Below are 23,868 nucleotides of genomic sequence, written 5' to 3'. Positions count from 1 at the left end.
GAGGGTTCAGCGGTCGATTTCGCCGAAAACGATATCCTGCGTGCCGATGATGGTGACGGCGTCGGCGATCATGTGACCGCGGGCCATCTCATCGAGCGATTGCAAATGGGCAAATCCTGGTGCCCGAATCTTCAGGCGGTAAGGCTTGTTGGCGCCGTCGGACACGAGATAAATGCCGAATTCGCCTTTGGGGTGCTCCACCGAGGCGTAAGCTTCGCCAGGAGGAACGTGGAAACCTTCGGTGAAGAGCTTGAAGTGGTGAATCAGCTCTTCCATGTTGGTTTTCATGTTGGTACGGCTGGGCGGCGCGACCTTGTGGTTCTCGATCATGACCGGACCGGGGTTGTTGCGCAGCCATTCCACGCATTGGCGAATGATGCGGTTGCTTTCGCGCATTTCGGCCACGCGTACCAGATAACGGTCATAGCAGTCGCCGTTCACCCCCACCGGGATGTCGAACTCGAGCAGATCGTAAACCTCGTACGGCTGCATCTTGCGCAGATCCCAGGCCACGCCCGAACCACGCAACATCGGGCCGGTAAAACCCAGAGCCTTGGCGCGATCAGGGTCGACCACACCAATGCCGACCAGACGCTGTTTCCAGATACGGTTGTCGGTCAGCAACGTTTCGTATTCATCGACGCACGCCGGGAACCGGTTGGTGAAGTCCTCGATAAAATCCAGCAGCGAACCCGAGCGCGCATCGTTCATGATGCGCAGGTCTTTTTCACCGCGGTATTTGCTGCTGTCACCGTATTGCGGCATGGTGTCCGGCAAATCACGATACACACCGCCCGGCCGGTAATAGGCCGCGTGCATGCGTGCCCCCGAGACCGCCTCGTAGCAGTCCATCAGGTCTTCGCGTTCGCGGAAGGCATACAGGAACACGGCCATGGCGCCCACGTCCAGGGCGTGCGAGCCCAGGGACATCAGGTGATTGAGCAGACGCGTGATCTCATCGAACATGACGCGGATGTACTGCGCGCGCAGGGGCGCTTCGACACCCAGGAGCTTTTCGATGGCCATGACATAGGCGTGCTCGTTGCACATCATGGACACATAGTCCAGGCGATCCATATAGGGCAGCGCCTGGATGAAAGTCTTGTGTTCAGCGAGTTTTTCCGTGGCGCGATGCAACAACCCAATGTGAGGATCGGCGCGCTGAATCACTTCGCCATCGAGCTCCAACACCAGACGCAGCACACCGTGCGCGGCCGGGTGTTGAGGACCGAAGTTCAGAGTGTAGTTCTTGATTTCTGCCATGATTTAACGCCCCATGCCGTAGGAGTCTTCGCGCACGACACGCGGGGTGATTTCGCGCGGATCGATGGTGACCGGCTGGTACACCACGCGGCGCTGTTCCGGGTCGTAGCGCATTTCGACGTTGCCCGACAGGGGGAAGTCTTTGCGGAAAGGATGACCGATGAAACCGTAGTCGGTCAGAATGCGGCGCAGATCGGGATGGCCTTCGAAAACGATGCCATACAAATCAAACGCCTCTCGTTCGAACCAGTTAACCCCGGGCCAGCACCCTAGCAGCGAGGTCACGATGGGGAATTCGTCATCGGGCGCAAACGTACGCACCCGCAGGCGCCAGTTGTGCGTGACGGACAGCAAGTGCACCACCACTGCATAGCGCAGGCTCGGCGCGCCGCCGGCCGTATTTTCCGTCTCGAGTTGACGGCTGCCGTTACCCCAGGTCAGGTAATCAACGCCGCACAGATCGATACAGGTTTCGAAGTGCAGGCTGGCATCCGTACGCAGCTTGTTGCAGACCGTGATCCATTGATCGGCCGGCACCTCGAGCGTGAGCTCGCCGTATGCCTCGGTCAGGGCGATATCCGCCCCCAACGCAGCCTGCAGGTTATGTTTCAGGGTTTCGAGCCTGGTCATCGTCATGTCGCTTAGGTAAACCGATATGCTGACGAGCACCGCCGGCGCACTACATGGCGCGGCGAAATGCGATCAGCGGGCAATAGTGTTGGTCAGTCGGATCTTGTTCTGCATTTGCAGCAGACCATAGACCAATGCTTCGGCCGTAGGCGGACAGCCCGGCACGTAAACATCGACCGGCACAATACGATCACAACCACGCACCACCGAGTACGAATAGTGGTAATAACCACCGCCGTTCGCACACGATCCCATGGAAACCACCCAGCGCGGCTCGGGCATCTGGTCGTAGACCTTGCGCAGCGCGGGCGCCATTTTGTTACACAGCGTGCCGGCCACGATCATCAGATCGGACTGACGGGGGCTGGGGCGGAAAATGATGCCGAACTGATCCAGGTCGTAGCGCGCCGCACCGGCGTGCATCATTTCCACCGCACAACAGGCCAGACCAAAGGTCATGGGCCACATGGAGCCGGTTTTTGCCCAGTTGAGGAACTTGTCGGCACTGGTGGTGATAAAGCCTTGCTTAAGGATGCCGTCTATAGCCATAGTTGTCTCTGATAGCGTGCAGGAGAGCCTTGGGTTATTCCCAATCCAGCGCGCCCTTTTTCCATTCGTAGATGAAGCCGACCGTCAGAATCGTCAGAAAGACCATGACAGTCCAGAAACCGACGAGACCAACCGTGCCATGAGCAATCGCCCACGGGAACAAAAAGGCGATTTCGAGATCGAACAGGATGAAGAGGATGGCTACCAGGTAGTAGCGCACATCGAACTTCATACGAGCGTCTTCGAAGGCCTCAAAACCGCACTCATACGCTGAAAGCTTTTCAGCGTAGGGGCGGCGAGGCCCCAAGAGCGAACCCGCCGTCAACAGCGCAAACCCGATCAGGGTAGCCACTGCGATAAACAGCAGGACGGGAAAATACTGTTGCAAGTTCATTTTGGCGTCCGTCAAATGCGCAAACCTTCAGATTGTAGCATTTGCAAAGTGACGATGCGCTGAACCCAACCGCCCAAAAACGAGTTAGCGCGAACAATAATCCCGTCGCATCACCCCTGCGGTTTGCCGCCCTCGCCGAGGGAGCATTGTTTTATTTTAAGGCACCGCAGCAACAAGAAAATCCCATGAAAAAAGCCGCCCCGAGAGGCGGCTTTTTTCGCAAGCGGACCAAGGTCCGCTCATACGCAATCAATCGAAGCGAGGCTTGCGCCCCGCAGCCGATTAGAAGCGGTGACGGATACCAACACCAACAGCGGTGCTCTTCACGTCTTCCAAGAACGCGTAGTTCTTGATGTACGAACCGTAGGCGTACAGGTTGGTACGCTTGGACAGGTCGTAGGTGTAGCCCAGCGAGAACACGTTCATGCTCTCGTCGCCGCCGGTCAGGCGATCGTTGCTGGGATCAACCATTTGCCACGAACCGAACAGCTTCGAAGCGCCGCCGATGGGGGCGGTCAAGCCCACCATGTAGCTGTTGGCCTTGAAGCCGTCGGCGAACAGGTTGCTGCCCAGACCGCGTTGATCCGGCGAGAACGACGCGCCGTTGATGCCTTGACCACCAAACCAGCCATCGGTGGTGCGAGCATAGGCCAGAGCCAGCTTCACAACTTCAAAGTCGTACGAACCGCCAATGGCGTACATACGCGGGGTAGCATCGGTTGCCTCTTGCGACATCTGGTTCGAGGCGTTCAACTGATCGTACGAGAACGCGACGTTCAGAGGACCGTTTTGGTAACGCAGACCAGCCGTGATGGCACGGGTGTTGTCGGCGGTACGGAAGCCGGTTTGCTCATCGTTCTCGTCATCAGCGTTGAACGAGTAACCGACGCCAGCTTGGAAGCCGCTGAACGACGGGGTTTGGTACAGAACCAGGTTGTCGTAGCGAACCGTGTTGGCAGCGCTCAGGCCCACACCGATGTTGGCTTGGTTGAAACCAGCGCCGAACGGATCGATCGAACCGAAGTACTTGGACGAGATGTTGGTTTGACGACCGAAGTCCAGACGGCCCCAGCTGTCGCTTTGCAGACCGATGGTGGCTTGACGACCGAACAGACGGCCGCCTTGAGCGGAGTTACCGTTGGAGGAGTTGAAACCGCTTTCCAGTTGGAAGACGGCTTGCAGGCCATCACCCAGATCTTCGGTGCCACGCAGGCCCCAACGCGAACCGTTCTGCACGCCATTGATCATGCCGACACGGCTACCGCTGTCCCAGCCGTCGCCCTTCACCTTGTTGTAGCCGATACCGGTATCGATGATGCCGTACAGCGTCACCGAGGTTTCTGCCTGGGCCACGCCGGCAAAGCCAGCGAGCAGGGCGGCAGCGAGCAGAGTCTTTTTCATTTAAGAAATCTCCGTTGATTTGAGTGACAAGGGCGCCTGGTTTTGCGAAGAACCTGCGCCCCCCTAACTCCGCGAAGGGAAGTTGACGCTATTGCATCAAAAAACCCTCGTACTGGCTACGGTTCTCCCCATAAAAGAGGGAGATCGACGCCCGAGATGTTGGGATACTGCAACACTCGCCGATCTCAGCCCAATTCCTCTAAGTGTTTACCCTAAACCCCTGTGAGAGCCAGCATTGGCGCGACCTGACGTCAAGCTGATGCTTTGGCGGCCGGTCTGCTACGCTCCTTATTTTAGTAACGCGAAACAATAGTGGATACAGGTCTGCACAGACTGGAAACAACTCGCCAGGGAACACCATGAGCGCTTACACGGAGCCGACGGCCGCCACCCAGCCGCCACGCATCAGCGTGGCTGATTTTCAATGCCTGCTGGCGGAACAGCACCCTTTTGCAGAAGTACTGGGCATAGAGATTACCGACATTGGCTACGGCACGGCACGCGCAGTCCTGCCCGCCCGGGACAGCCATCAACGACTCGGCGGCATTGTCGCGGGCCCCATGCTGATGGGACTCGCCGATCTGGTGTTGTATGCGGCGGTAGTCGGCGCCACCGGTCAGGCCAACGCCGTGACAGCCAGTCTCACCATCAACTTTTTACGCAAAAGCCCGGCGGGCGCCATCATTGCCGACGCCCGCCTGCTCAAAATCGGCAGAATGACGGCAGGCGAAGTGCTCCTGCACGGGGAACACTCATCGGAGCCTGTGGCCCACATCGTCAGCACGTGGTCGGTACCAGCGTCTCATCATGCCCAGGCATAGTGACAACCAGGCCAGGCTCAAGGCAAAACCGGCGATCACATCGCTCAAATAGTGCACCTGCAGCAGCACGCGGCTGACGCCGATCGCCGCGATCAGCATCGCGCCGCCCGCCAGACACGCATGATGCCAACGCACCGGCATCATGCGCACGGCCAGATAACACGCAAATCCATATACGGCCATCGATGCAGACGCGTGGCCGCTGGGAAAGCTCCAGCCGACTTCGTGGACGTAACCATGCACATACTCGGGGCGAACGCGCTCAAATGTGTGCTTCATCGCCATATTCAGCAACCCCCCGCCGCCGGTCACGACCGCGCAAAGCACCGCCGTCGCGCGCTCACCCCGCCACCACAGCCATAGCGTCAACGCGCTGGCGATCAACGCGAGGAGGTTGCGATTTCCCAGAAAGGTGAACCACGACAGCATCCACAACAACCACGATGGCATGGACTGCCCGAGCGCCGCAGCCAGCAGATTGTCAAACCGGACCAAAGGACTGCCCAGACTCATCGCGACAGCAATCAAGAGAAACGTCACCCCGGCCCCGCCGGCCACGGACCAGTATGCCCCCTGTCCAGACAATGGCGACCGGGCGTCATGACGGCGGCTCAACCCGCCGACCACGCCCCCCGCGGCGGCCGATATCACCAATAGAATCAACAAGGGGTAGGCAGCGGCCCAATGCGCGACTGTTTCCATACAACATCAACGAGGAACAAAAAATAAGAAAGGTTGCACGCAAAGACTGCCGTCAACCCGTAGCAAAACCTTATCGCGCACCACGAGACCAATCCAAGGTCTGGCTATTGGCACGCGCAAACGCCTGGAGATCGGCAGCATAGTCCCAGCGCTGGATGACGCACTGGTGCTGTCCCTGCCCGGCCTCGTGTTCGATCAGATTGATCGAGTTTGAAATACCGCCCCGCACGCGCTGCGACACCGCGGTTCCGGCCTGCACTACCCAGGCCCGACGGCTGGCGCCGACGGTACCTGAAACATGTGCAGCACTCGATGCATCTGCACCCGAAACCTCGGATACATCAGCACGATCCGATCCGCGCAAAACACCGACAGCCTCCGCTGCGTCCGACATCGTCGGCACATCGACGATGCCGAAGGCATTCGCCGATGCTGTGCCCGCCTCCAGGCCAGGTGGCACTGCGGTAGAGAGCTCTGACGCGGGCAATACATATGGCAAATGAATATGTCCGCCCAATATGAGATCCACGCCAGCCTCGATCCAGGCCGGCACCGCCCATTCGCGTCCGATCAATAAATTGGACTGATCGCTTTCTACGGCAGCGCGCACAGGATGATGCAACACCACGATCCTCAGGCAATCAGGACTCGATTTTCTGAGCCGCTGCACGACCCGCTCGACCTGCCTCCGATCCACCTGGCCGTTTTTGTGCCGGCTTGGCCGAGTCGAATTCACCCCGATCGCCAAAAGTCCCGGCATTTCGACCGCCGGCTCCAGCACGGCCCCCATTGCCCGGCGATACCCACCGTACGGATTCAACCAACGCGCCAGCACGTTGAATAACGGAATATCGTGATTGCCAGGTACGGCCAGTACCGGGCGCTGTAACGCCTGCACGAAGCGCCGCGCCGCTGCAAACTGGGCACCCCGCGCTCGCTGTGTGATATCGCCGCTCAACAGCACCAGATCGGGCTGCCACTCATTCGCCAGCCTCAACAGCGCCTGAACGACAGGTTCGCGCTCGGTACCGAAATGCGTGTCTGAAAGGTGCAGAATCCGTGTCATTGATATTCCGTCACCCCTCAGGCGCGCGCCGCGCGCAGTGACGGGGGAGGCACCAATAATTGCAACGGCTGCTCCGACACGCGAAATTCCAGCGGCGCATCGAGCCAATGGATTTCTCCATCCAGGGCGACCTTGATGCGCCGCCTGTTCCGCGACAGGCGCACGGTCAGGTGTTCAAACCCGAAACTGAACACATGATCCGCATCGCCCAGACGGCTGAGCCAGCCACGCAGCACCAGGCCATACAGAGCCCATGTGCCCACCGGCCGAACCCCCATCGCGACAAGCTGGCCCTGCTGCAACGCAGGAGCCTCGGCAATCCCAACCTGCTCCAACTGCAACTCGTTATTGCCCACGACGATGGTTGGCGTACGCAAGGTCCGCACCTGGCCCTCATGCTCCAGGTGCACCGTCAATTGGCGGTGAGCCCGCGCCAGGGTCACCAGCGCCGACCAGACCGCGACCAACCGGCTGCGCCCATATCGCCGCTTGTAAGCCTCGCGGTCTTCGAGCAGTTGGGGATACAAACCGAGGCTGGCATTGATCAAGAACAGCCGGCCGTTGACCAGCCCAACCTGGGCCGGCTGCGGTTGTGCCGCCAGCAGGCATCGGGTAGCCAGTTCGGTGTCCTGCGCAATCCCATAGGTACGCCCGAAATAATTGAAGGTGCCCTGAGGCAAAATGCCGAACGGCAAGCCGCTGCTCAGCACTGCCTGAGCCACCGCGCTCAACGTGCCATCACCGCCCGCCGCTACGACGATTCCGCCCTGCTCGCGCGCACGCGCCACGGCCTCTTGCGCCATAGCGGGCAACTGCCGGCCATCGTGAACCGGCATCAAGGTATAGCGGCGTCCCGCCTCGTCCAGCACCCTCTGGATGGTCGCTTGGACATCACTGGCGTCATCACGGCCGGAGCCTGTATTCAGCACAATGAAAAATGGCTCGTCGCCAGTCAAATGTAGAGGCTGCATGCGGCAAAGATAGCGCGCCACGCCCCCGGCAAGCAAGCCGCAAAGGTCTAGAATAGCGCCTGATCTTACTTTTTGGCCTCACCGTGCAGAGCCCCGACGCGCCTTTCAGTTTAAAAAAAATAGCCGTTCCGGCGTTCGGCCCATCGGTTCTCTACGGTGTAAGTAACGGCGCCATTCTGCCGGTAGTGGCACTGAGCGCCCGCGAGTTGGGCGCGTCCGTCGCCACCTCGGGACTCATCGTGGCGCTGATCGGCATCGGCTCGCTCGTCAGCAATATCCCTGCGGCGCTCGTGACCTCGCGCTATGGCGAGCGGCACTCCATGGTCGGCGCGGCGGCGCTCAGTGTCCTGGCCCTGTTGTTGTGCATCTTCGCCAGCCATGCCTGGATGCTCGCCGTCGGCGTGTTCTTTATCGGCATGGCGTCGTCGATCTTCATGCTGGCCCGGCAGACTTACATGATCGATGCGGTACCGGTCTATATGCGGGCGCGGGCACTGTCGACACTGGCAGGCACGATGCGGATCGGTGCCTTTGCCGGGCCCTTTGCCGGTGCAGCATTGATCCATTTCATGGGCCTGGACGGGGCCTATTGGGTCGCGATCGCTGCCATGATGGGCGCCGGCCTGATTGCCTATCATGCGCCTGACATGGCGCCGCCCGAGCGCCAACCAGGCGGCTCGGCCCACGCCAAACCGCGACTGCTCGATATCGCGCGCTCGCACAGCCGAGTGCTCTTGACCCTGGGATTGGGCATCCTGCTGGTCAGTGCCGTGCGCGCGTCGCGGCAAGTCGTCATTCCGCTCTGGGCGGACCATCTAGGCATGAGCGCCAGTACAACGTCTCTGATTTATGGCCTGGTCGCAGCGATCGATATGTCGGTGTTCTACCCTGCCGGTACCTTGATGGATCGGCGCGGACGCCTGTGGGTCGCGGTACCCTCTACGTTGTTGATGGGGGTCGCCCTGATTGGCACCTCGCTCAGCACGGGCGTCATCGGCTTTATCGTGGTGTCGATGATGCTGGGCCTGGGCAATGGCATCAGTTCCGGTATCGTCATGACGCTGGGCGCCGACGCGGCCCCCACCAAGGGGCGTACCGAATTTCTGGGGATCTGGCGGCTGGTCGCCGACATGGGCAGCAGCCTGGGGCCCGTGGTGCTGTCGATCATGACAGGTGTCGCGTCGCTGGCTCTGGCCGTCGGTACCATGGGAATATTTGGCCTGGGCGCGGCAGCAGTATTCTGGCGCTGGCTGCCGCGAGGCAACCCCTCGGCGAAAAACGGATAAAAAGAAAGAATCGCCGCTCAAAACGGCGATGCCGGTGCGACCCACGAGGGCCACACCGGCATCCAAAACCTATGCGATGAAGACTACTTGCTATGCTGAGCGTGGTCTGCCTCGTGCATCGCCAAACGCAATAGCATCAAGACACAGGCCAACAATCCGGCACCGGCCAAAATCCATCCTTGCGGTTCACCGATAAGAGGCACTGCCAACAAGGGCGCCGCCAAGCCTGCCAAAGGCGCCAGCAACATGATCATCCAGAAAATGGCCCCGCCCTGGCGAACATGAACCGGTGCTGCTGCCCGTTGTGCTGCTGCCGCGGTCGCGCGTTGATACGCCTTTGCGCGCTGTGATTTGGCACGGTAAGTCTTGACAGTACGTCCACCCTTGCCTCGTTCACGTACAAAATCCGCGTATACCACTGCCATATGCGCCTCCTCGCTCTACGCCTGTGCAGACACATTGCCTGCACAGCTACTGGCCTGGCACTTCAGCGTGGCCGGACTTCTGCTGCCCCGGTCCACCAAAACACCAGCGTGTTAGTCACGAACTGCTGTTAGGTATAGAAATACTCCTATCCGGCGGGGACCGCAATCATAATTTGCACAGAAAACACAATAAATAGCAATGCGACCGATTGACGCACATTTTGCGCCCCTTGGATCTCATTAAATCGGCGCACGATGGAAACCTCTCGTAATTACCGGTGACACAGTCAATCACGAGACAGAAGCCGCCAGCGACATACTTGCACCCGGCGGAAATAACTAGAGGAGAGAAGTATGTCTACGCAAGATAGCGCAGAACACCCCCAATTGAAACGGGTCATGGGGCCAAAGCTGCTGCTGTTGTTCATTATTGGCGACATTCTGGGCACCGGGATCTATGCTCTGACAGGGCAGGTCGCCGCCGAAGTCGGCGGGGCGGCATGGGCTCCTTTTTTAGTGGCCTTTTTCGTGGCGTTGCTCACCGCGTTTTCTTATCTGGAGCTGGTCACCAAATATCCGCGGGCTGCTGGCGCCGCACTCTATGTGCATAAAGCGTTCGGCATTCATTTTCTGACATTCATTGTCTGCTTTACGGTGATGTGCTCGGGACTGACCTCCGCGGCGACGGCCTCGCGAGCGTTTGCTGCCAATTTGTTCGTGGCGCTGGGGCTAGAAAACGCCCCCACAGCCGTGACGATGGGCGCGCTGGGATTCATGCTGTTGATCATGGTGGTCAATTTCCGTGGCGCGTCAGAAAGCGTAAAAGCCAACGTCGTCCTGACGCTGGTCGAGCTGAGCGGGCTGCTGCTGGTGATCCTGTTGGGCTTTTATGCCATCAGTAACGGCCAAGCCGATTTCTCCCGCGTCGTGGCATTCGAAACCCCGGAAAACAAGAGTGTCTTCCTGGCAGTCACGTCTGCGACGGCGTTGGCATTTTTTGCCATGGTCGGGTTCGAGGACTCGGTCAACATGGCCGAAGAGGTCCATGCCCCGCACCGTATCTTTCCTAAAGTCATGTTGACCGGCCTGGGAATCACCGCCGTCATCTATGTATTGGTATCCATTTGTGCCGTCGCCTTGATTCCGGTCGGTGAACTGGCCGCGAGCTCCACCCCGCTCGTGCTGGTGGTCCAACGCGCCGCCCCCGGTCTGCCGATGGAAACCGTCATGCCGATCATTTCGATGTTTGCCGTGGCGAACTCGGCGCTGATCAACATGATGATGGCCAGCCGGCTCCTGTATGGGATGTCGCGCCAAGGCGTGCTGCCGAAGTTTTTGTCGTATGTGCATGCCCGCAATCACACCCCGTGGTCGGCGATTCTGTTTACGACCGCGCTGGGCCTGGGGCTGATCGTGCTGGTGTCTTCCAGCAACTCCAAGGCTATCAGCGCCCTGGGCGGAACCACGGCGCTGCTGTTGCTGGGGGTGTTTGCCTTTGTCAACGTGGCGGTACTGGTACTGCGCAAAGACCGCGTCCAACACGAGCATTTCCGTGCAAATACGGTGCTGTCATGCGTGGGCGCCGCTGCTTGCATCTTTCTGGTCACCCCACTGACGGGCCGCGATCCGATTCAGTATCAGGTAGCCGGATGGTTGCTGGCCCTGGGTGTCGTCATGTGGGGGATCACGGTGCTGGTGCATCGCAAAGAACACCGCCATCTGGATCCGGAACATTTGACCGACGATTAATCGACCGGCCTGTCACCGTCCACCAAACGCCCCGCTTGCCCTGCGCGGGGCGTTTTTTGTTGCATTTTGTCATACTAGCAACGCTCGGCGGCTCATTTGATACCCCGGCAGAAAAACGGTGGCATACACTGGGTTCGCCAGTCGAATACTCAAAACAAGCGGGAGTCCTTTACCATGCGCGCACCCTCATTAGCTACCCTCTTTGCGGCCGTGATCTGCCAGGTCGCACTCGTCAGCCAGCCTCTGGCCGCACCACCCGAGGGCAAGGGGAAGTCGTCTCAGTCCAGCCAAGGCGGTGGAAACGGAAACGGAAAAAGCAAAAACCAGGGGAATGGCAACGGCAAAAACAACGGCCAGAGCAACGGCAGCCACTCCAACAAATCATCCAACTCAAAAGGCGGCAACAACGGCAAAGGTGGTCATGGCGGCGGAGACAGCGACGTCAACGTTTCGCTCAGCTACGCAGGCATCACGGTATCGACGGCCCGCGGTTATGCCGTCGACTATGGCGCAACGCGCTATACCGCATTGCCTCCCGGCATCCGCAAGAATCTGGCACGCGGCAAGCCCCTGCCTCCGGGAATAGCCAAAAAAATGGTGCCCGGCCCCATGCTGGCGCATTTACCCGTTCATCCGGGCTACGAATGGCAAGTGGCCGGCACGGATCTGATATTGGTGGCCATCGGCACCGCGATCATCGCGGATGTGCTGTTTGATGTATTTGATTAGCAAGACAAACGCGTGCTACGTCGTCACATCCAGATTCGCAAACACATCCGCCAAGGTCGGTACCGACTTGGCGGGCCAGATGGCACTGAGATCGAAACTCGGCAACTCATCGCCATCGTGCACCTGGCAAAAGCGTACTCCGCGAAAGTCCATAGACTGAATCCAGCTGGGCAGTAGCGCCACGCCGCAGCCGCCCGCCACGCAAGCCAGCACCGTCAACGTACGATTGGCTTCTTGGGCCACATGCGGCGTCAGGCCGGCCTTGCGCAAGGCATCCAGAATGCCTGCATAAAAAACCGGTAATTGGTTTTGCGGATACAGCACCAGTCCCGCTTCTGCGATCTGCGCCAACGATACCGTGCCCTGCTCCGAGACGACGAATTCGTCAGGCACGGCCGCCACCAGACGATCACGCAATAGCAGGCGTTCACGCATTTTGCCCGCAACGGCCACGGGCGTATGCATCAGACCAAGATCGATTTCGCCGCTCACCAACGCATCGGCCTGCTCGGCATTGCTCATTTCCCTCAGGACAACACGCACGCCAGGCGCGGCGCGGCGCAAGGCGCGCAACGCTCGCGGCAACATGTCGAACAACGCGGAGCTCACTAATCCGATGGTCAATTGGCCGGCACTGCCCTTGGCAATGTCTTGAGCCCGTCTGGCCGCGGCATCAATACGCGCCACGCTGATCCGGACATCTTCCAAGATCGACTGGGCGGCTGCGGTCGGTGCGGCGCCCCGCCGGCTGCGTACAAACAACTGCACTCCTAATTCTTTTTCCATGCGGGCGAGAGACTGGGACAGCGCGGGCTGTGCAATGCCCAACCAATTGGCGGCAGCGCTGACGCTCCCTCGGTCGATGACGGCCAAAAAATGGCGAAGATGCCTCGTTTCCATATTAAAAGGATATGAATAATTAACCTATTCAGCATAGATCAATATATCTGGGAATCCTAGAATGCGAGCCATTCCACACCCATACAAACAAATGGCCGCATAGCGCTCGAAGCAACACGGCGTGCCATTGGAGACGCTGGTTTGACTTCAGCCCCATCCCCGCTATCAACCCCGGTAGCCATCGACACACATGCCCACGTTTTTACGCGTGGTCTGTCCATGGCTTCCCGCCGGCGTTATACGCCGGACTACGATGCCACGCTTGCCGACTATTTGATGCATCTGGATGCTCACGGTCTGTCCCACGGCGTATTGGTGCAGCCCAGTTTCCTCGGCACGGACAACCGCTTTCTATTGAGCGCCTTGGCCCAGGCCAAGCATCGATTGCGTGGCGTCAGCGTCGTAGATCCTGAACAGATCACCGCCCAAGAACTGACTGCAATGCATCACGCCGGTGTGCGTGGCATACGGCTGAATCTGTTTGGGCTGCCCGCGCCGGACCTGCAGTCCACGGCATGGCGCGCATTGTGTGAGCACATCAATCCATTGGGCTGGCACGTCGAGGTGCATATTCCCGCAGCTCGTCTGCCTGACGTGCTGCCATCCCTGCTCACTGCAGGCTGCCACATCGTGGTGGACCACTTCGGCAGGCCGGATCCTGCGGCGGGGATTGACGACCCCGGTTTTCGCTATCTGCTCGATCAGGCAGCCAGCGGCCGGATTTGGGTAAAGCTGTCGGCAGCCTATCGCCTGTGGCCCGCCGAACAAAGCGCGACGCTCGGACACCAGGCGACCGAACAGCTCTTGCAGGCCTTTACGGCCACCCGGCTGATGTGGGGCAGCGATTGGCCTCATACCGAAAACCAGCATCACGCGAACTATCCACGCACCGTTGCCTGGCTGCGCGACTGGGTCACAGACCCCAGCATCCTGCACACCATATTGGCCGCCACCCCATCGGCCTTGTTTGATATCGAGGGAGACACTCCATGAATCCGTTATTTTCTTTGACTTGCCGTACTGTGGCCACGATAGCCGCGACGTTGATGACCTGCTCCGCCGCGCTGGCCGCCTATCCCGAACGCCCCATCACCATGGTGGTCACCTATCCACCCGGCGGAACGGTCGACGTGGTCGCACGGCTCATTGGCCCCAAACTCGCTGAAAAACTGGGCCAGCCCGTCGTCATCGAAAATCGAGGTGGCGCAGGCGGCATGATCGGCGGCGCCGTGGTCGCCAAAGCGAAACCAGACGGCTATACGTTGATGCTCGACGCGTCCAATCACGCCCAAAACCCGGCAGTGCACAGCAAAATGCAGTTCGACACGCTGAAAGATTTCGCCCCGGTGTCGCTGTTGTTGCGCGTCCCGAATATGCTGGTGGTCACCCCCAACGCGCCCTTTCAAACAGTGGCCGATGTCATTGCAAAAGGGAAAGATCCCGCCCATCCTGTGTACTTCGCCTCGGCTGGCCCAGGATCGGCGCAACACTTGGCAGGCGAACTCTTTAATCTGATGGCCGGTACGCACCTGGTACATGTCGCGTACAAAGGTGGCGGCCCTGCCATGCTGGACGTCATGGCAGGCCAGGTACCCGTGATGTTTGCTTCGATGGGCTCTGGCTGGCAACACGTGAAGAATGGCAAGCTGCGTGCATTGGCGGTAGGCGGCGCCACACGTTCGCCATCCGCTCCAGACCTGCCCACGATTGCGGAATCGGGGGTTCCCGGCTATGAGTCCTATGAGTGGAATGCGATCTTCGCCCCTGCAGGCACGCCCCCAGCCATCCTCGATCAACTGTCCAAAGCCCTGGCCGAGGTTCTGAAAGATCCCGGCGTCGCTCAAACCCTGGCAGGAATCGGTGCAGAAGCCATTGGGTCCACGCCTGCCGAGCTGGACACATTCCGGCAAGCGGAAATCGCCAAATGGCAAAAAGTGGTCGGCGAAGCCAACTTGAAGCTGGACTGATCGCGCACCCGCGCATCTCGCTTTCGCAGAACGCAAAACCGGTCGCCTTGGCGACCGGTTTTGCGTTCTGCTATCCCTTACGATGCGGGGATCACTGCACGTCGAAACGATCCAGGTTCATCACCCGAGCCCAGGCGGCGACAAAGTCGCGTACGAACCGCTCGCGCGCATCCTCGGCAGCGTAAACCTCTGCATAAGCGCGCAGGATCGAGTTCGCGCCGAACACCAGGTCATTGCGCGTGGCGGTGTACTTCACCTCACCTGTCTTGCGATCACGCCCTGCGAAGACTTCGGCGCTGTCATCGGTGGCAGTCCACGCCGTGTTCATGTCGAGCAGATTAATGAAGAAATCATTGCTCAGAACACCAACACGATCGGTGAACACGCCATGTGTGCCGCCGTCGTAATTGGCGCCCAGCACCCGCAGGCCGCCGATCAGCACAGTCAACTCCGGCGCAGAGAGCGTCAGCAACTGTGCCCGGTCGATCAACCATTCCTCCGTGCGCACACCCTGACCGCCTTTGCCGTAGTTGCGGAAACCATCAACGACCGGCTCCATCAGTTCAAACGTCGGCACGTCGGTCTGTTCCTGCGTCGCGTCGACACGGCCCGGCACAAACGGGACCTCGATCGCCACACCGGCCGCCTTGGCAGCCTGCTCGATGCCGACCACACCCGCCAGCACAATCACATCAGCCAATGAGGCCTTGCCGCTGGCCTGCTGGATCGCCTTGAGCGTATCCAATGCACAGACTGCCGTCTGATTGACTGCCCAGTCCTTTTGGGGCGCCAAGGCCAGGCGTGCGCCATTAGCGCCGCCTCGCTTGTCGCCGCCCCGGAACGTGGCCGCCGAAGCCCAGGCCACTGAGACCAACTGACCGACGGTCAATCCGGACTCAGCGATGCGGGCCTTCAGATCGGCGATATCGGCAAGGGTCGGCGCATGCACGGGCGCGGGCAACGGATCCTGCCAAATCAGATCTTCTTTCGGAATTTCCGGTCCGAGGTAGCGCGCCTTCGGCCCCATGTCGCGATGGGTCAGTTTGAACCAGGCACGAGCAAAGGCTTCGTTGAACGCCTGCGGATCCTCAAGGAATCTACGGGAAATTTTTTCGAATTCCGGGTCAAAGCGCAGTGTCAGATCCGTCGTCAACATTGTCGGCTTGCGCTTTTTCGACGGGTCGAACGGATCGGGGATGATGGCCTCGGCGTCGCTGGCTTCCCATTGAATGGCACCTGCCGGACTGCGCGTCTGCACCCATTCGTACTTGAACAGGTTCTCGAAAAAGTGGTTGCTCCATTGTGTGGGGGTCTGCGTCCACACGACTTCGAGACCCGAAGTCACGGTATCCGCGCCGACGCCGGTGCCATAGCCGGAAGTCCAGCCCAAGCCCTGCGATTCGAGCGGCGAGGCCTCTGGCGCCTCGCCGATCTTGTCGGCCGGGAAAGCGCCATGGGTCTTGCCAAGCGTGTGACCACCCGCGATCAGCGCGACGATTTCCTCGTCGTTCATCGCCATGTTGCCGAACGTCGCACGGATAAACGGCGCTGCAGACAGCGGATCGCCACTGGCCTCCGGGCCTTCAGGGTTCACGTAGATCAAACCCATCTCTGTCGCCGAGAGCGGGCTGCCCTCCAATGCCTCGGATTTGCGATGCGCCAACCAGGCCTTTTCATTGCCCCAGTTCACATCCAGATCAGGTTCCCACACATCCTCACGGCCGGCACCGAAACCAAACGTGCGGAAGCCGCTGTTTTCCAATGCCACGTTGCCAGCCAATTGCATCAAATCGGCCCAGGAAATCGCCTGTCCATACTTGCGCTTGATTGGCCACAGCAGACGGCGTGCCTTGTCCAGGCTGACGTTGTCCGGCCAGGAGTTCAAGGGTGCAAAACGTTGCTGACCCCGGCCACCGCCGCCGCGGCCATCGACCATGCGGTACGTACCAGCGCTGTGCCAGGCCATGCGGATAAACAAACCGGCGTAGCTACCCCAGTCTGCGGGCCACCAGTCCTGTGAGTCGGTCAACAAGGCACGCAGATCTTTCTTCAGTGCGTGGTAGTCGAGTTTCTTGAATTCTTCGGCGTAGTTGAACGTCTCGCCCAACGGATTGGAGCGGTTGGAGTGTTGATTGAGGAGATCGACACGCAATTGATTGGGCCACCAGTCGTGACTGGTAGTACCGCTGCCGGCGACGAGATGGAAAGGACACTTGGCTTCAGATGACACGATGAGGGTTCCCTGGTGTTACTGGAGCACTCATCTTACTCAGGCTTTGTTAGGAGATGAAATTGAACTAAATAAAACGATAAATAGCTTTTAACTATCGATCATGAAAAATAATTTTTAAATTCAATCCCAAGCAGTTCAAAACCCGCACATCGCCGCCAGCGTTTCCCAGTTCAGTTGCAAGTCCGGTCTCATGTATCCGAGAAACCCCAGCGCGAGGACCGCTACCAATGCGACTGCGCCTAGCGCCCGCCAGAGAGAGCGGCGCGCCATGTCAGGCCACCGCTTGCGGCACCGGCCGCGATTCCAGCGATTGTTCGCGCACCGGCAGGCACAACAGCGCGGCAATGACGGCCAGCGCAATGCCAATCCACCACATCAGGTCGTAGTTCCCCGTGGTGGAGTAGACATAGCCCCCCAGCCACACGCCAATGAAGCTGCCCACCTGATGCCCCAAAAATGCGATGCCGGACAAGGTAGCGGCATACCGCAGCCCGTAGATCTGCCCGATCAGTCCCTGGGTCAACGGCACCGTGCCCAGCCAGAACAGGCCCATCCAGGCCGCAAAGGCGTACAGCACCCAGGGCGAAAGGGGCATCGCCAGCAATAACAACATGCCAAAGGCGCGCAAGCCATAGACGCCCGCCAATAGTTTCTTCTTGCTATGGCGTCCCCCCAGTTTGCCGGCGTAAAACGACCCGATCACGTTGAATAAACCAATCAACGCAATCGCCGTCGCGCCTTGACTGGCATTCAATCCGCCGTCGGCCACATAGGCGGGAAGATGCAGCGTGATAAACGCAGTATGGAATCCACAGACGAAATAACTGCCGGCCAAAAAGTGGAACGACGGATGCTGCAAGGCCTGACGGATGGCGGCAGACAGCGACTGGCCGCCAGCGTGAGTCGCGGGCTTGCCTCGCAGGTAGTAGGCCAACGGAATACCTGTCGCCGCCAACAAGGAAAGCGCCCATAGCGCCCCTGTCCAATCCAGCCCGCTGATCAGCATTTGTCCGGCAGGCACCACCAAAAATTGCCCCATCGAACCGCCCGCGCTGGCAATACCCATCGCCGTGCTGCGAAACTCCGGTGGCACCGAGCGCGCCACCACCGGCAAAATCACAGGAAAAGTCGTACCGGCCTGGCCCAAGCCCACCAACACGCCCGCTGTCATGTACAGGCTGAATTCGTCGGTCGCCAAGCGCGTCCCGATCATGCCCGCGACGTAGAGCAAAGCGCCCAGCGCAATCGTGCGCCCCGAACCATATCGGTCGGCCAGCATCCCCATGAAAATACAGGCCACGCCCCACACCAGGTTTTGCAGCGCAAACGCCATCGAAAACACATCGCGCCCCCACCCATGCGCCAGGCCCATCGGCTGCATGAACAGCCCAAACGTGGCGCGCACACCCATGGCGAGCAGCACGATCAACGTGCCCAACCACAGGGTACGTAGTGAAACGGATTGCGATGAAGACATCTGATTTGCCTAGAGGATTAGCGCGGGCGCCGACATGATGCAAAGCGCAGGCTTGAGCACCAAGATTGTGCACGTGATGAAATCGTGCCCATCATATACAAGCTGCCGTAATAAAACGGTTTAGTCCCTGCCCGGGAGTGGGGTATCGCCCCCCGTGCACGGCTGCACCATATGAGTGCATTCCACGCAGACCCGCGAACGCAATCTTGCGACGCACCAAAGCACACCCGGCCAGATGCTAGAATTCGGCTCTCGCAAAGCGAATGGTCGTACCAACGATATGCTTTGTTATCAGGAACTTGCGCGTTCCGAGCCTGCCTCGCCGTAGTTAAATGGATATAACAGACCCCTCCTAAGGGTCAGTTGGTGGTTCGATTCCACCCGGCGAGGCCATCCCTTTTGTTGCCCCCATGTCAGGGCAAAAAAGCCACGCTTAGGCTCTGTTGCAATCGCGCGCTTGCGCCACAGTTAAAAAAACTGTTTAAATTCTGCACGTAAGTCTATAATTCATCTGACTTTTTCCCGGCTCCGCTCAAGCCGCCCCTGACCAGTCCGGTCGCGTACCCCTTTTGTCTCGGTAGTCTTATGGTGTTTTTCTGGAAACGCGCCGTTGTAACCACCCTGGTGCCTTTGGCCATGGCACTGGTCAGTCTGTTGCCTGGCGCGGCCTATGCGGCCAAGGCCGACCCGTGCAAAACCAACGCGAAATCCTCTGCCTGCAAGGCAGCGAAATCCAAGACGACCGCGACGAGCAGCGCCAAGTCCACGACCAAGGCTACCGCCAAAAAATCCACCAAGGCGACGGCAAAGTCCAGTTCCCAGGCCAAAAAGACCTCGGCCAAGACTAGCGCCAAGAAATCCGCAAGCCGCACCACGAGCAAGAAAACCGCTTCGCGTACCCAATCGCGCAAGAGCACGATCATCGCACGCCAGCGCACCGCTGCCGCCCACGCCAGCGCCGCCGCCCTGCCCACCGCCGAAGCCTCCATCCGCGAGGAAATCCGTGCCCTGCGTTCGACCACGGCCTACGCCCAGGACCTGGAAACCTCGACGGTCCTGTTCGCCAAAAACGAAAACGTCGTACGGCCGATCGCCTCGATTTCCAAGCTGATGACGGCGCTGGTCGTCGTGGACGCCAACCAGCCCATGGACCAAGTCCTGGAAATCACCACCGAAGACGTAGATGTCCTCAAGCACACGACATCGCGCCTGCAGGTCGGAACGCGTTTGAGCCGCGGCGACATGCTGCACCTGGCATTGATGTCCTCTGAAAACCGGGCAGCCCACGCACTGGGACGAAATTATCCGGGCGGTATCCCTGCCTTTGTCCGGGCCATGAACGACAAGGCTCGCGCGCTCGGCATGTCCAGCACCTACTTCATCGAACCCACCGGCCTGTCCAGCCAAAACGTGTCATCCCCCCACGATTTGGCGCGCCTGCTGCGCGCGGCAGCCCAGCGTCCTCTCATCCACCGCTATTCCACCGACGACGAATACGAAGTCGACGTCGCCAACCGCACCCAGACATTCCGCAACACCAACTTGCTGGTGCGCAAGGCGGACTGGGACATCAAGGTGTCAAAAACGGGTTATATCAACGAGGCCGGCGAATGCCTGGTCATGATGACCCGCATCAACGGCCGCGATATTGCCATTGTGCTGCTGGACTCTCAAGGCAAATATTCGCGCATCGGCGATGCCGTACGCATGCGCCGCATTCTGCAAAGCGACGTCGCCTCATTGGCCCCGGCAACCGGGTCGAATGTCATGTCGATGCGCTAGGCCGAGGGCGCATGCCGTTGGCCTGTAACGAGAACGCTGCGAATAATTTGCACCCGCAGCGTCTGACGCCGCTCATCTGACCACACGGGCTTGCGCGATCCCGCCGGACCAAACAAAACCAGCGGACAATCACGCCGCAGCGCGCTGCAGCACCGCGCCATCGTGCAGCGTTCCGGGCAAACCCGCCAGTACGGCCCGGGCGTCCAGCGAGCGGATCGGGACGTCCATATCGGCCGGAATACGGCCATCCACCTGCAGCACCTCATATCGCAGGCAACACACGCGCAGGAACGACGTGAAATTCGCCGCCTCGCCCCGATACTCGATCAATTCGTCATAAAGCCGCTCGATGAGTTGCGTCACCCGCATGCCATCACGAGCGGCGATTTCCTCGAGCACCGACCAGAACAGACGTTCGAGCCGCACACTAGTGGCCACCCCATGCAACCGCAGCGAGCGGCTCTCGGGCGCGTAGGAATCGGGATGGGCACGAATAAAGATTTCACACATGGCGCAAGTTCCTGGTAGCTGAACGTCACTGTACGATTGTGACGCTCCCACGGCAAGCCAGGCGGCACAACGCCACGCGCTCCGAGGGGCACGGCGACTCCCCGCCAAACTCTGCTGCCCTCGCCGCAGGCAGGCACTGACCACGATCACACAAGCCGTAATGGCCAACCTTGCTGCCTGCTTGATGAGCAGGCAGCGGCCGGCCTGGAGACGAATCAATGCGTGATCTTGGTGCCCAGAACCTGCAAAAATTGCGCCAACCAGGCGGGGTGAGCCGGCCAGGCAGGAGCCGTCACCAAATTGCCATCGGTGTGTGCCTGATCGATGGCAATCTCGGTGTAGGTGCCGCCCGCCAGGCGAACCTCTGGTGCGCAGGCGGGATAGGCCGAGCACGTGCGCCCCTTCAAAATACCTGCCGCGGCCAGCAACTGGGCGCCGTGGCAGACGGCCGCGATAGGCTTGCCCGCCTGATCGAACTGCCGCACGATTTCCAGCACGCGTTCGTTCAAACGCAGATATTCCGGCGCACGCCCGCCTGGAATCACCAGGCCGTCATAAGACGCCACATCGACCTGCTCGAAATCATGATTCAGCGCGAAATTGTGCCCGCGCTTTTCACTATAGGTCTGCGCGCCCTCAAAATCGTGAATCGCCGTCGCGACACTGTCACCGGCTTTTTTGCCCGGGCAGACCGCGTGCACGGTATGCCCCACCGCCAGCAGCGTCTGAAACGGCACCATGGTTTCGTAGTCTTCGGCGTAATCGCCGACCAACATCAAGAGTTTCTTGGCCATCGTTGTCTCCCTGTTCCTGGTTGCGAGGCGACATTCAGGCGGCGCTCGACGCGTCCAGCGCCGCCTGAATGAGAAAGGACATTGTGCGGCATGAGGCGGAACAAGAGGTGGTAACCGAATACCGCCTGGACAGGAATACGGCCGGACCGAAAACTACCGCATTGCAGCCGCACGGCAAGCCGCCGCGGCAGCGCACAATACGAACTATTCCAGCGCAACGGACACAGGCTTGGCCCCCAACAGGCTCACCAGCACCTTGGGATCAATGCCGATCAAATACCCTCGGCGTCCGCCGTTGATATAGACCACGGGATACTCCAGCACCTGTGCCTCGACCCACACAGGCATACGCTTGCGCGTACCGAATGGCGATGTTCCGCCCACCTGGTACCCGGAATGCCGCTGCGCGACCTCGGGATGGCAAGGAGCGACCTTCTTCAAGCCTGCCTGGCGAGCCAGATTTTTAGTCGAGACTTCGCGGTCACCGTGCATCACCACAATCAAAGGCCGCGCCGCCTCGTCTTCCATGATCAAGGTCTTGACCACCGCATGAGGGTCCAGCCCCAACTGGCGGGCCGCCTCGCCTGCGCCCCCATGATCGACATAGTCATAAGTATGCTCGGTGTAGTCCACCTTGTTTTTCTTCAATAGCTGGGTGGCGGGCGTTTCGGAAACGTGACGGGCTTTACTCATGGCACAAGCAGCAATTAGGCGTAATCCAGAAGCCCGTTAGTGTAGACCTGGACGGCAATCAGAGCGCGTCAAAATACCACGGTGCGCAGCGGCCTGACACGCCTCTCACACGTGTTCTATATCCATCACGCTGATGAAAACCGGTTCACCTGCCGTGCCTTGCATTCAAGCGCGGGGATGATGCGCCGCATGCAGCGCTTTGAGCCGTTCGCGTGCCACATGCGTGTAGATCTGCGTCGTAGAAATATCCGCATGTCCCAACAGCATCTGCACGACACGCAAGTCAGCCCCGTGATTCAGCAAATGGGTGGCAAACGCATGGCGCAGCACATGCGGCGACAACGGTGCCTGTACGCCTGCGATGATGGCGTACTTCTTGATCAATTGCCAGAATGCCTGTCGCGACATCGGTTGCGCACGACCCGTCAAAAACAAAGCGTCGCTCACCCGTGCACCGGCAAGCTCTGGGCGCGCAGACTGCATATAACGCTCGATCCAATGCGCCGCCTCGGCCCCTAGCGGCACCAGGCGGTCTTTGCCGCCCTTGCCCATCACAACGCGCACCACGCCCTCGTTCAAACTGACTTCAAGCACCTTGACGTTGACCAGCTCAGACACGCGCAGCCCCGTGGCATACAGTGTTTCCAACATGGCGCGGTCTCGCAACCCGCGCGCGGTATTCAAATCGGGCGCCGACAACAACGCCTCGACCTGCGCCTCGGACAGCGTCTTGGGCATGCGGGGCGGCTGCTTTGCAGCGCTGAGCGTCAGACAGGGATCTTTCTCTGCGCGATGTTCCCGCAACGCCCACGCATAAAACCGCCGCAATGCCGCCAATCGGCGATTCGCAGTCGTCGCGCGGCTCTCCTCGTGGCGCGCGGCAAACCACGCCTCGATATCGCCGGCCGCAACCTCTCGCAATTGGGTGGCCATCGCGGCGCCGCCATGCTCGGCCGGATTTTCCAGCCACTGTGCAAACGCAGTCAGATCACGTCGATATGCCGCCAGCGTGTTTGCGGCCAGGCCGTCTTCCAGCCATACGGCGTCGATGAAGGCGTCTATATCCGGCTGGGAAGTTAACGGTGTGGAGGTCATGTGGCGATTCTAAAAGATGATCTCTGGTGCCACGGGAGCGATGCCTATCGCTATCGCGGTGGTCTCTGAGTTTGCAAGGTTATATCTACGTCTGATGAGAGATGATCGCTATTAAAACGTCCCTGTCGCGTGCCGGAGTGTGATGCCGGGCCGTTGAGCGCGGATTTAGCCCGCGAAGCGGGCCGAGGCCCCTGGTCATGGGCCGAGTCCGTGCGATAGGCCCGGCATCACACTCCGGCACGCGACAGGGACTCACAATGGTGACTTGCCATCGATGCATGTAGTCTAGACCTTATAGGTGGCCAGCATCAGCGAATCCGCGAGAGCTCATATATCGCTGGCCAACATCGATGAATACGAGAAGCTCTGAGCCGGGGCTCGTCGTGTNAAGGGCGTGCTGGCCCGTAGAGCCTGCCGAACCTGTTTTGCCA

General features: G+C 59.7%; 24 protein-coding genes and 1 tRNA gene. 8 read left to right on the top strand and 17 right to left on the bottom strand.

Annotated features, from left to right (window positions below):
- Window positions 1-6 precede the first annotated feature (6 nt).
- The 5 genes from ACNA0I_RS23130 to ACNA0I_RS23110 form a co-directional block, all read right to left on the bottom strand.
- Window positions 7-1,263, bottom strand: coding sequence for an NADH-quinone oxidoreductase subunit D (locus ACNA0I_RS23130; RefSeq protein ID WP_415808380.1), 1,257 nt, complete (start codon window positions 1,261-1,263; stop codon window positions 7-9).
- A 3-nt stretch (window positions 1,264-1,266) separates the two neighbouring features.
- Window positions 1,267-1,899 carry an NADH-quinone oxidoreductase subunit C gene (locus ACNA0I_RS23125; RefSeq protein WP_415808379.1) on the bottom strand — a complete coding sequence of 211 codons (633 nt, stop codon included), beginning with the start codon at window positions 1,897-1,899 and terminating at the stop codon, window positions 1,267-1,269.
- A 66-nt stretch (window positions 1,900-1,965) separates the two neighbouring features.
- A complete protein-coding gene (locus ACNA0I_RS23120) occupies window positions 1,966-2,442 on the bottom strand; it encodes a NuoB/complex I 20 kDa subunit family protein (protein ID WP_006217960.1) in 477 nt (158 codons plus the stop codon).
- Between the two features lie 34 nt (window positions 2,443-2,476).
- A complete protein-coding gene (locus ACNA0I_RS23115; protein ID WP_415808378.1) occupies window positions 2,477-2,836 on the bottom strand; it encodes an NADH-quinone oxidoreductase subunit A in 360 nt (119 codons plus the stop codon).
- A 282-nt stretch (window positions 2,837-3,118) separates the two neighbouring features.
- Window positions 3,119-4,237: a porin gene (locus tag ACNA0I_RS23110; RefSeq protein WP_415808377.1), complete on the bottom strand. Its 1,119-nt coding sequence runs from the start codon at window positions 4,235-4,237 to the stop codon at window positions 3,119-3,121.
- 359 nt (window positions 4,238-4,596) lie between these two features.
- Between ACNA0I_RS23110 and ACNA0I_RS23105 the strand changes: the two genes are divergently transcribed.
- A complete protein-coding gene (locus ACNA0I_RS23105; protein WP_415808376.1) occupies window positions 4,597-5,058 on the top strand; it encodes a PaaI family thioesterase in 462 nt (153 codons plus the stop codon).
- Here the strand turns inward: ACNA0I_RS23105 and ACNA0I_RS23100 are convergent.
- The 3 genes from ACNA0I_RS23100 to ACNA0I_RS23090 form a co-directional block, all read right to left on the bottom strand.
- Window positions 4,990-5,760, bottom strand: coding sequence for a phosphatase PAP2 family protein (locus tag ACNA0I_RS23100; protein ID WP_415808375.1), 771 nt, complete (start codon window positions 5,758-5,760; stop codon window positions 4,990-4,992). The two genes, ACNA0I_RS23105 and ACNA0I_RS23100, sit on opposite strands and share 69 nt — an antisense overlap.
- A gap of 70 nt (window positions 5,761-5,830) precedes the next feature.
- Entirely contained in the window at window positions 5,831-6,826 is a 996-nt protein-coding gene (locus tag ACNA0I_RS23095) for a metallophosphoesterase family protein (protein WP_415808374.1), read from the bottom strand.
- Between the two features lie 17 nt (window positions 6,827-6,843).
- A complete protein-coding gene (locus ACNA0I_RS23090; RefSeq protein ID WP_415808373.1) occupies window positions 6,844-7,797 on the bottom strand; it encodes a diacylglycerol/lipid kinase family protein in 954 nt (317 codons plus the stop codon).
- Window positions 7,798-7,880: 83 nt separating this feature from the next.
- Here ACNA0I_RS23090 and ACNA0I_RS23085 point away from each other — a divergent pair, with 83 nt between their 5' ends.
- Window positions 7,881-9,083 carry an MFS transporter gene (locus ACNA0I_RS23085; protein WP_415808372.1) on the top strand — a complete coding sequence of 401 codons (1,203 nt, stop codon included), beginning with the start codon at window positions 7,881-7,883 and terminating at the stop codon, window positions 9,081-9,083.
- Window positions 9,084-9,166: 83 nt separating this feature from the next.
- Here ACNA0I_RS23085 and ACNA0I_RS23080 read toward each other — a convergent pair whose 3' ends face one another.
- Window positions 9,167-9,508 carry a hypothetical protein gene (locus ACNA0I_RS23080; RefSeq protein ID WP_415808371.1) on the bottom strand — a complete coding sequence of 114 codons (342 nt, stop codon included), beginning with the start codon at window positions 9,506-9,508 and terminating at the stop codon, window positions 9,167-9,169.
- Between the two features lie 354 nt (window positions 9,509-9,862).
- Between ACNA0I_RS23080 and ACNA0I_RS23075 the strand changes: the two genes are divergently transcribed.
- Complete coding sequence (locus ACNA0I_RS23075; protein ID WP_415808370.1) at window positions 9,863-11,257, top strand: APC family permease; 1,395 nt, start codon at window positions 9,863-9,865, stop codon at window positions 11,255-11,257.
- A gap of 174 nt (window positions 11,258-11,431) precedes the next feature.
- Window positions 11,432-11,986 carry an anti-virulence regulator CigR family protein gene (locus ACNA0I_RS23070; RefSeq protein ID WP_415808369.1) on the top strand — a complete coding sequence of 185 codons (555 nt, stop codon included), beginning with the start codon at window positions 11,432-11,434 and terminating at the stop codon, window positions 11,984-11,986.
- 15 nt (window positions 11,987-12,001) lie between these two features.
- On the opposite strand, the gene ACNA0I_RS23065 is transcribed toward ACNA0I_RS23070, so the two are convergent.
- Window positions 12,002-12,886, bottom strand: a complete 885-nt coding sequence (locus ACNA0I_RS23065) for a LysR family transcriptional regulator (RefSeq protein WP_415808368.1) — start codon at window positions 12,884-12,886, stop codon at window positions 12,002-12,004.
- A gap of 141 nt (window positions 12,887-13,027) precedes the next feature.
- Here ACNA0I_RS23065 and ACNA0I_RS23060 point away from each other — a divergent pair, with 141 nt between their 5' ends.
- A complete protein-coding gene (locus tag ACNA0I_RS23060) occupies window positions 13,028-13,879 on the top strand; it encodes an amidohydrolase family protein (protein ID WP_415808367.1) in 852 nt (283 codons plus the stop codon).
- Window positions 13,876-14,853 carry a tripartite tricarboxylate transporter substrate binding protein gene (locus ACNA0I_RS23055; RefSeq protein WP_415808366.1) on the top strand — a complete coding sequence of 326 codons (978 nt, stop codon included), beginning with the start codon at window positions 13,876-13,878 and terminating at the stop codon, window positions 14,851-14,853. Before ACNA0I_RS23060 ends, ACNA0I_RS23055 begins: the two co-directional genes overlap by 4 nt.
- 91 nt (window positions 14,854-14,944) lie before the next feature.
- Here the strand turns inward: ACNA0I_RS23055 and katG are convergent, their stop codons facing one another.
- From katG to ACNA0I_RS23040, 3 genes are all read right to left on the bottom strand, one after another.
- A complete protein-coding gene (gene katG / locus ACNA0I_RS23050) occupies window positions 14,945-17,083 on the bottom strand; it encodes a catalase/peroxidase HPI (RefSeq protein WP_415808365.1) in 2,139 nt (712 codons plus the stop codon).
- 138 nt (window positions 17,084-17,221) lie between these two features.
- The gene (locus tag ACNA0I_RS23045; protein WP_415808364.1) at window positions 17,222-17,356 is read right to left on the bottom strand and encodes a hypothetical protein; all 135 of its coding nucleotides are present in this window, start codon (window positions 17,354-17,356) and stop codon (window positions 17,222-17,224) included.
- A gap of 1 nt (window position 17,357) precedes the next feature.
- Window positions 17,358-18,563: an MFS transporter gene (locus ACNA0I_RS23040; protein WP_415808363.1), complete on the bottom strand. Its 1,206-nt coding sequence runs from the start codon at window positions 18,561-18,563 to the stop codon at window positions 17,358-17,360.
- A gap of 318 nt (window positions 18,564-18,881) precedes the next feature.
- Between ACNA0I_RS23040 and ACNA0I_RS23035 the strand changes: the two genes are divergently transcribed.
- Together ACNA0I_RS23035 and pbpG are read left to right on the top strand one after the other, a co-directional pair.
- A tRNA-Arg gene (locus ACNA0I_RS23035) sits at window positions 18,882-18,956 on the top strand.
- A gap of 192 nt (window positions 18,957-19,148) precedes the next feature.
- Complete coding sequence (pbpG, locus tag ACNA0I_RS23030) at window positions 19,149-20,345, top strand: D-alanyl-D-alanine endopeptidase (protein WP_415808362.1); 1,197 nt, start codon at window positions 19,149-19,151, stop codon at window positions 20,343-20,345.
- A 129-nt stretch (window positions 20,346-20,474) separates the two neighbouring features.
- Here the strand turns inward: pbpG and ACNA0I_RS23025 are convergent, their stop codons facing one another.
- The 4 genes from ACNA0I_RS23025 to xerD form a co-directional block, all read right to left on the bottom strand.
- A complete protein-coding gene (locus ACNA0I_RS23025; protein WP_094821483.1) occupies window positions 20,475-20,855 on the bottom strand; it encodes a ribbon-helix-helix domain-containing protein in 381 nt (126 codons plus the stop codon).
- A gap of 215 nt (window positions 20,856-21,070) precedes the next feature.
- Window positions 21,071-21,649, bottom strand: coding sequence for a DJ-1/PfpI family protein (locus ACNA0I_RS23020; protein WP_415808360.1), 579 nt, complete (start codon window positions 21,647-21,649; stop codon window positions 21,071-21,073).
- A 204-nt stretch (window positions 21,650-21,853) separates the two neighbouring features.
- Window positions 21,854-22,342: a Cys-tRNA(Pro) deacylase gene (ybaK, locus tag ACNA0I_RS23015; RefSeq protein WP_415808359.1), complete on the bottom strand. Its 489-nt coding sequence runs from the start codon at window positions 22,340-22,342 to the stop codon at window positions 21,854-21,856.
- A gap of 165 nt (window positions 22,343-22,507) precedes the next feature.
- The gene (gene xerD / locus ACNA0I_RS23010; protein ID WP_415808358.1) at window positions 22,508-23,437 is read right to left on the bottom strand and encodes a site-specific tyrosine recombinase XerD; all 930 of its coding nucleotides are present in this window, start codon (window positions 23,435-23,437) and stop codon (window positions 22,508-22,510) included.
- Window positions 23,438-23,868 lie beyond the last annotated feature (431 nt).

The organism is Bordetella muralis, from assembly GCF_965139205.1.
GTDB lineage: Bacteria > Pseudomonadota > Gammaproteobacteria > Burkholderiales > Burkholderiaceae_B > Bordetella_A > Bordetella_A muralis.
The sequence above is the reverse complement of the archived record's forward strand: the minus strand, read 5'-3'. Positions and strand labels throughout refer to the sequence as shown.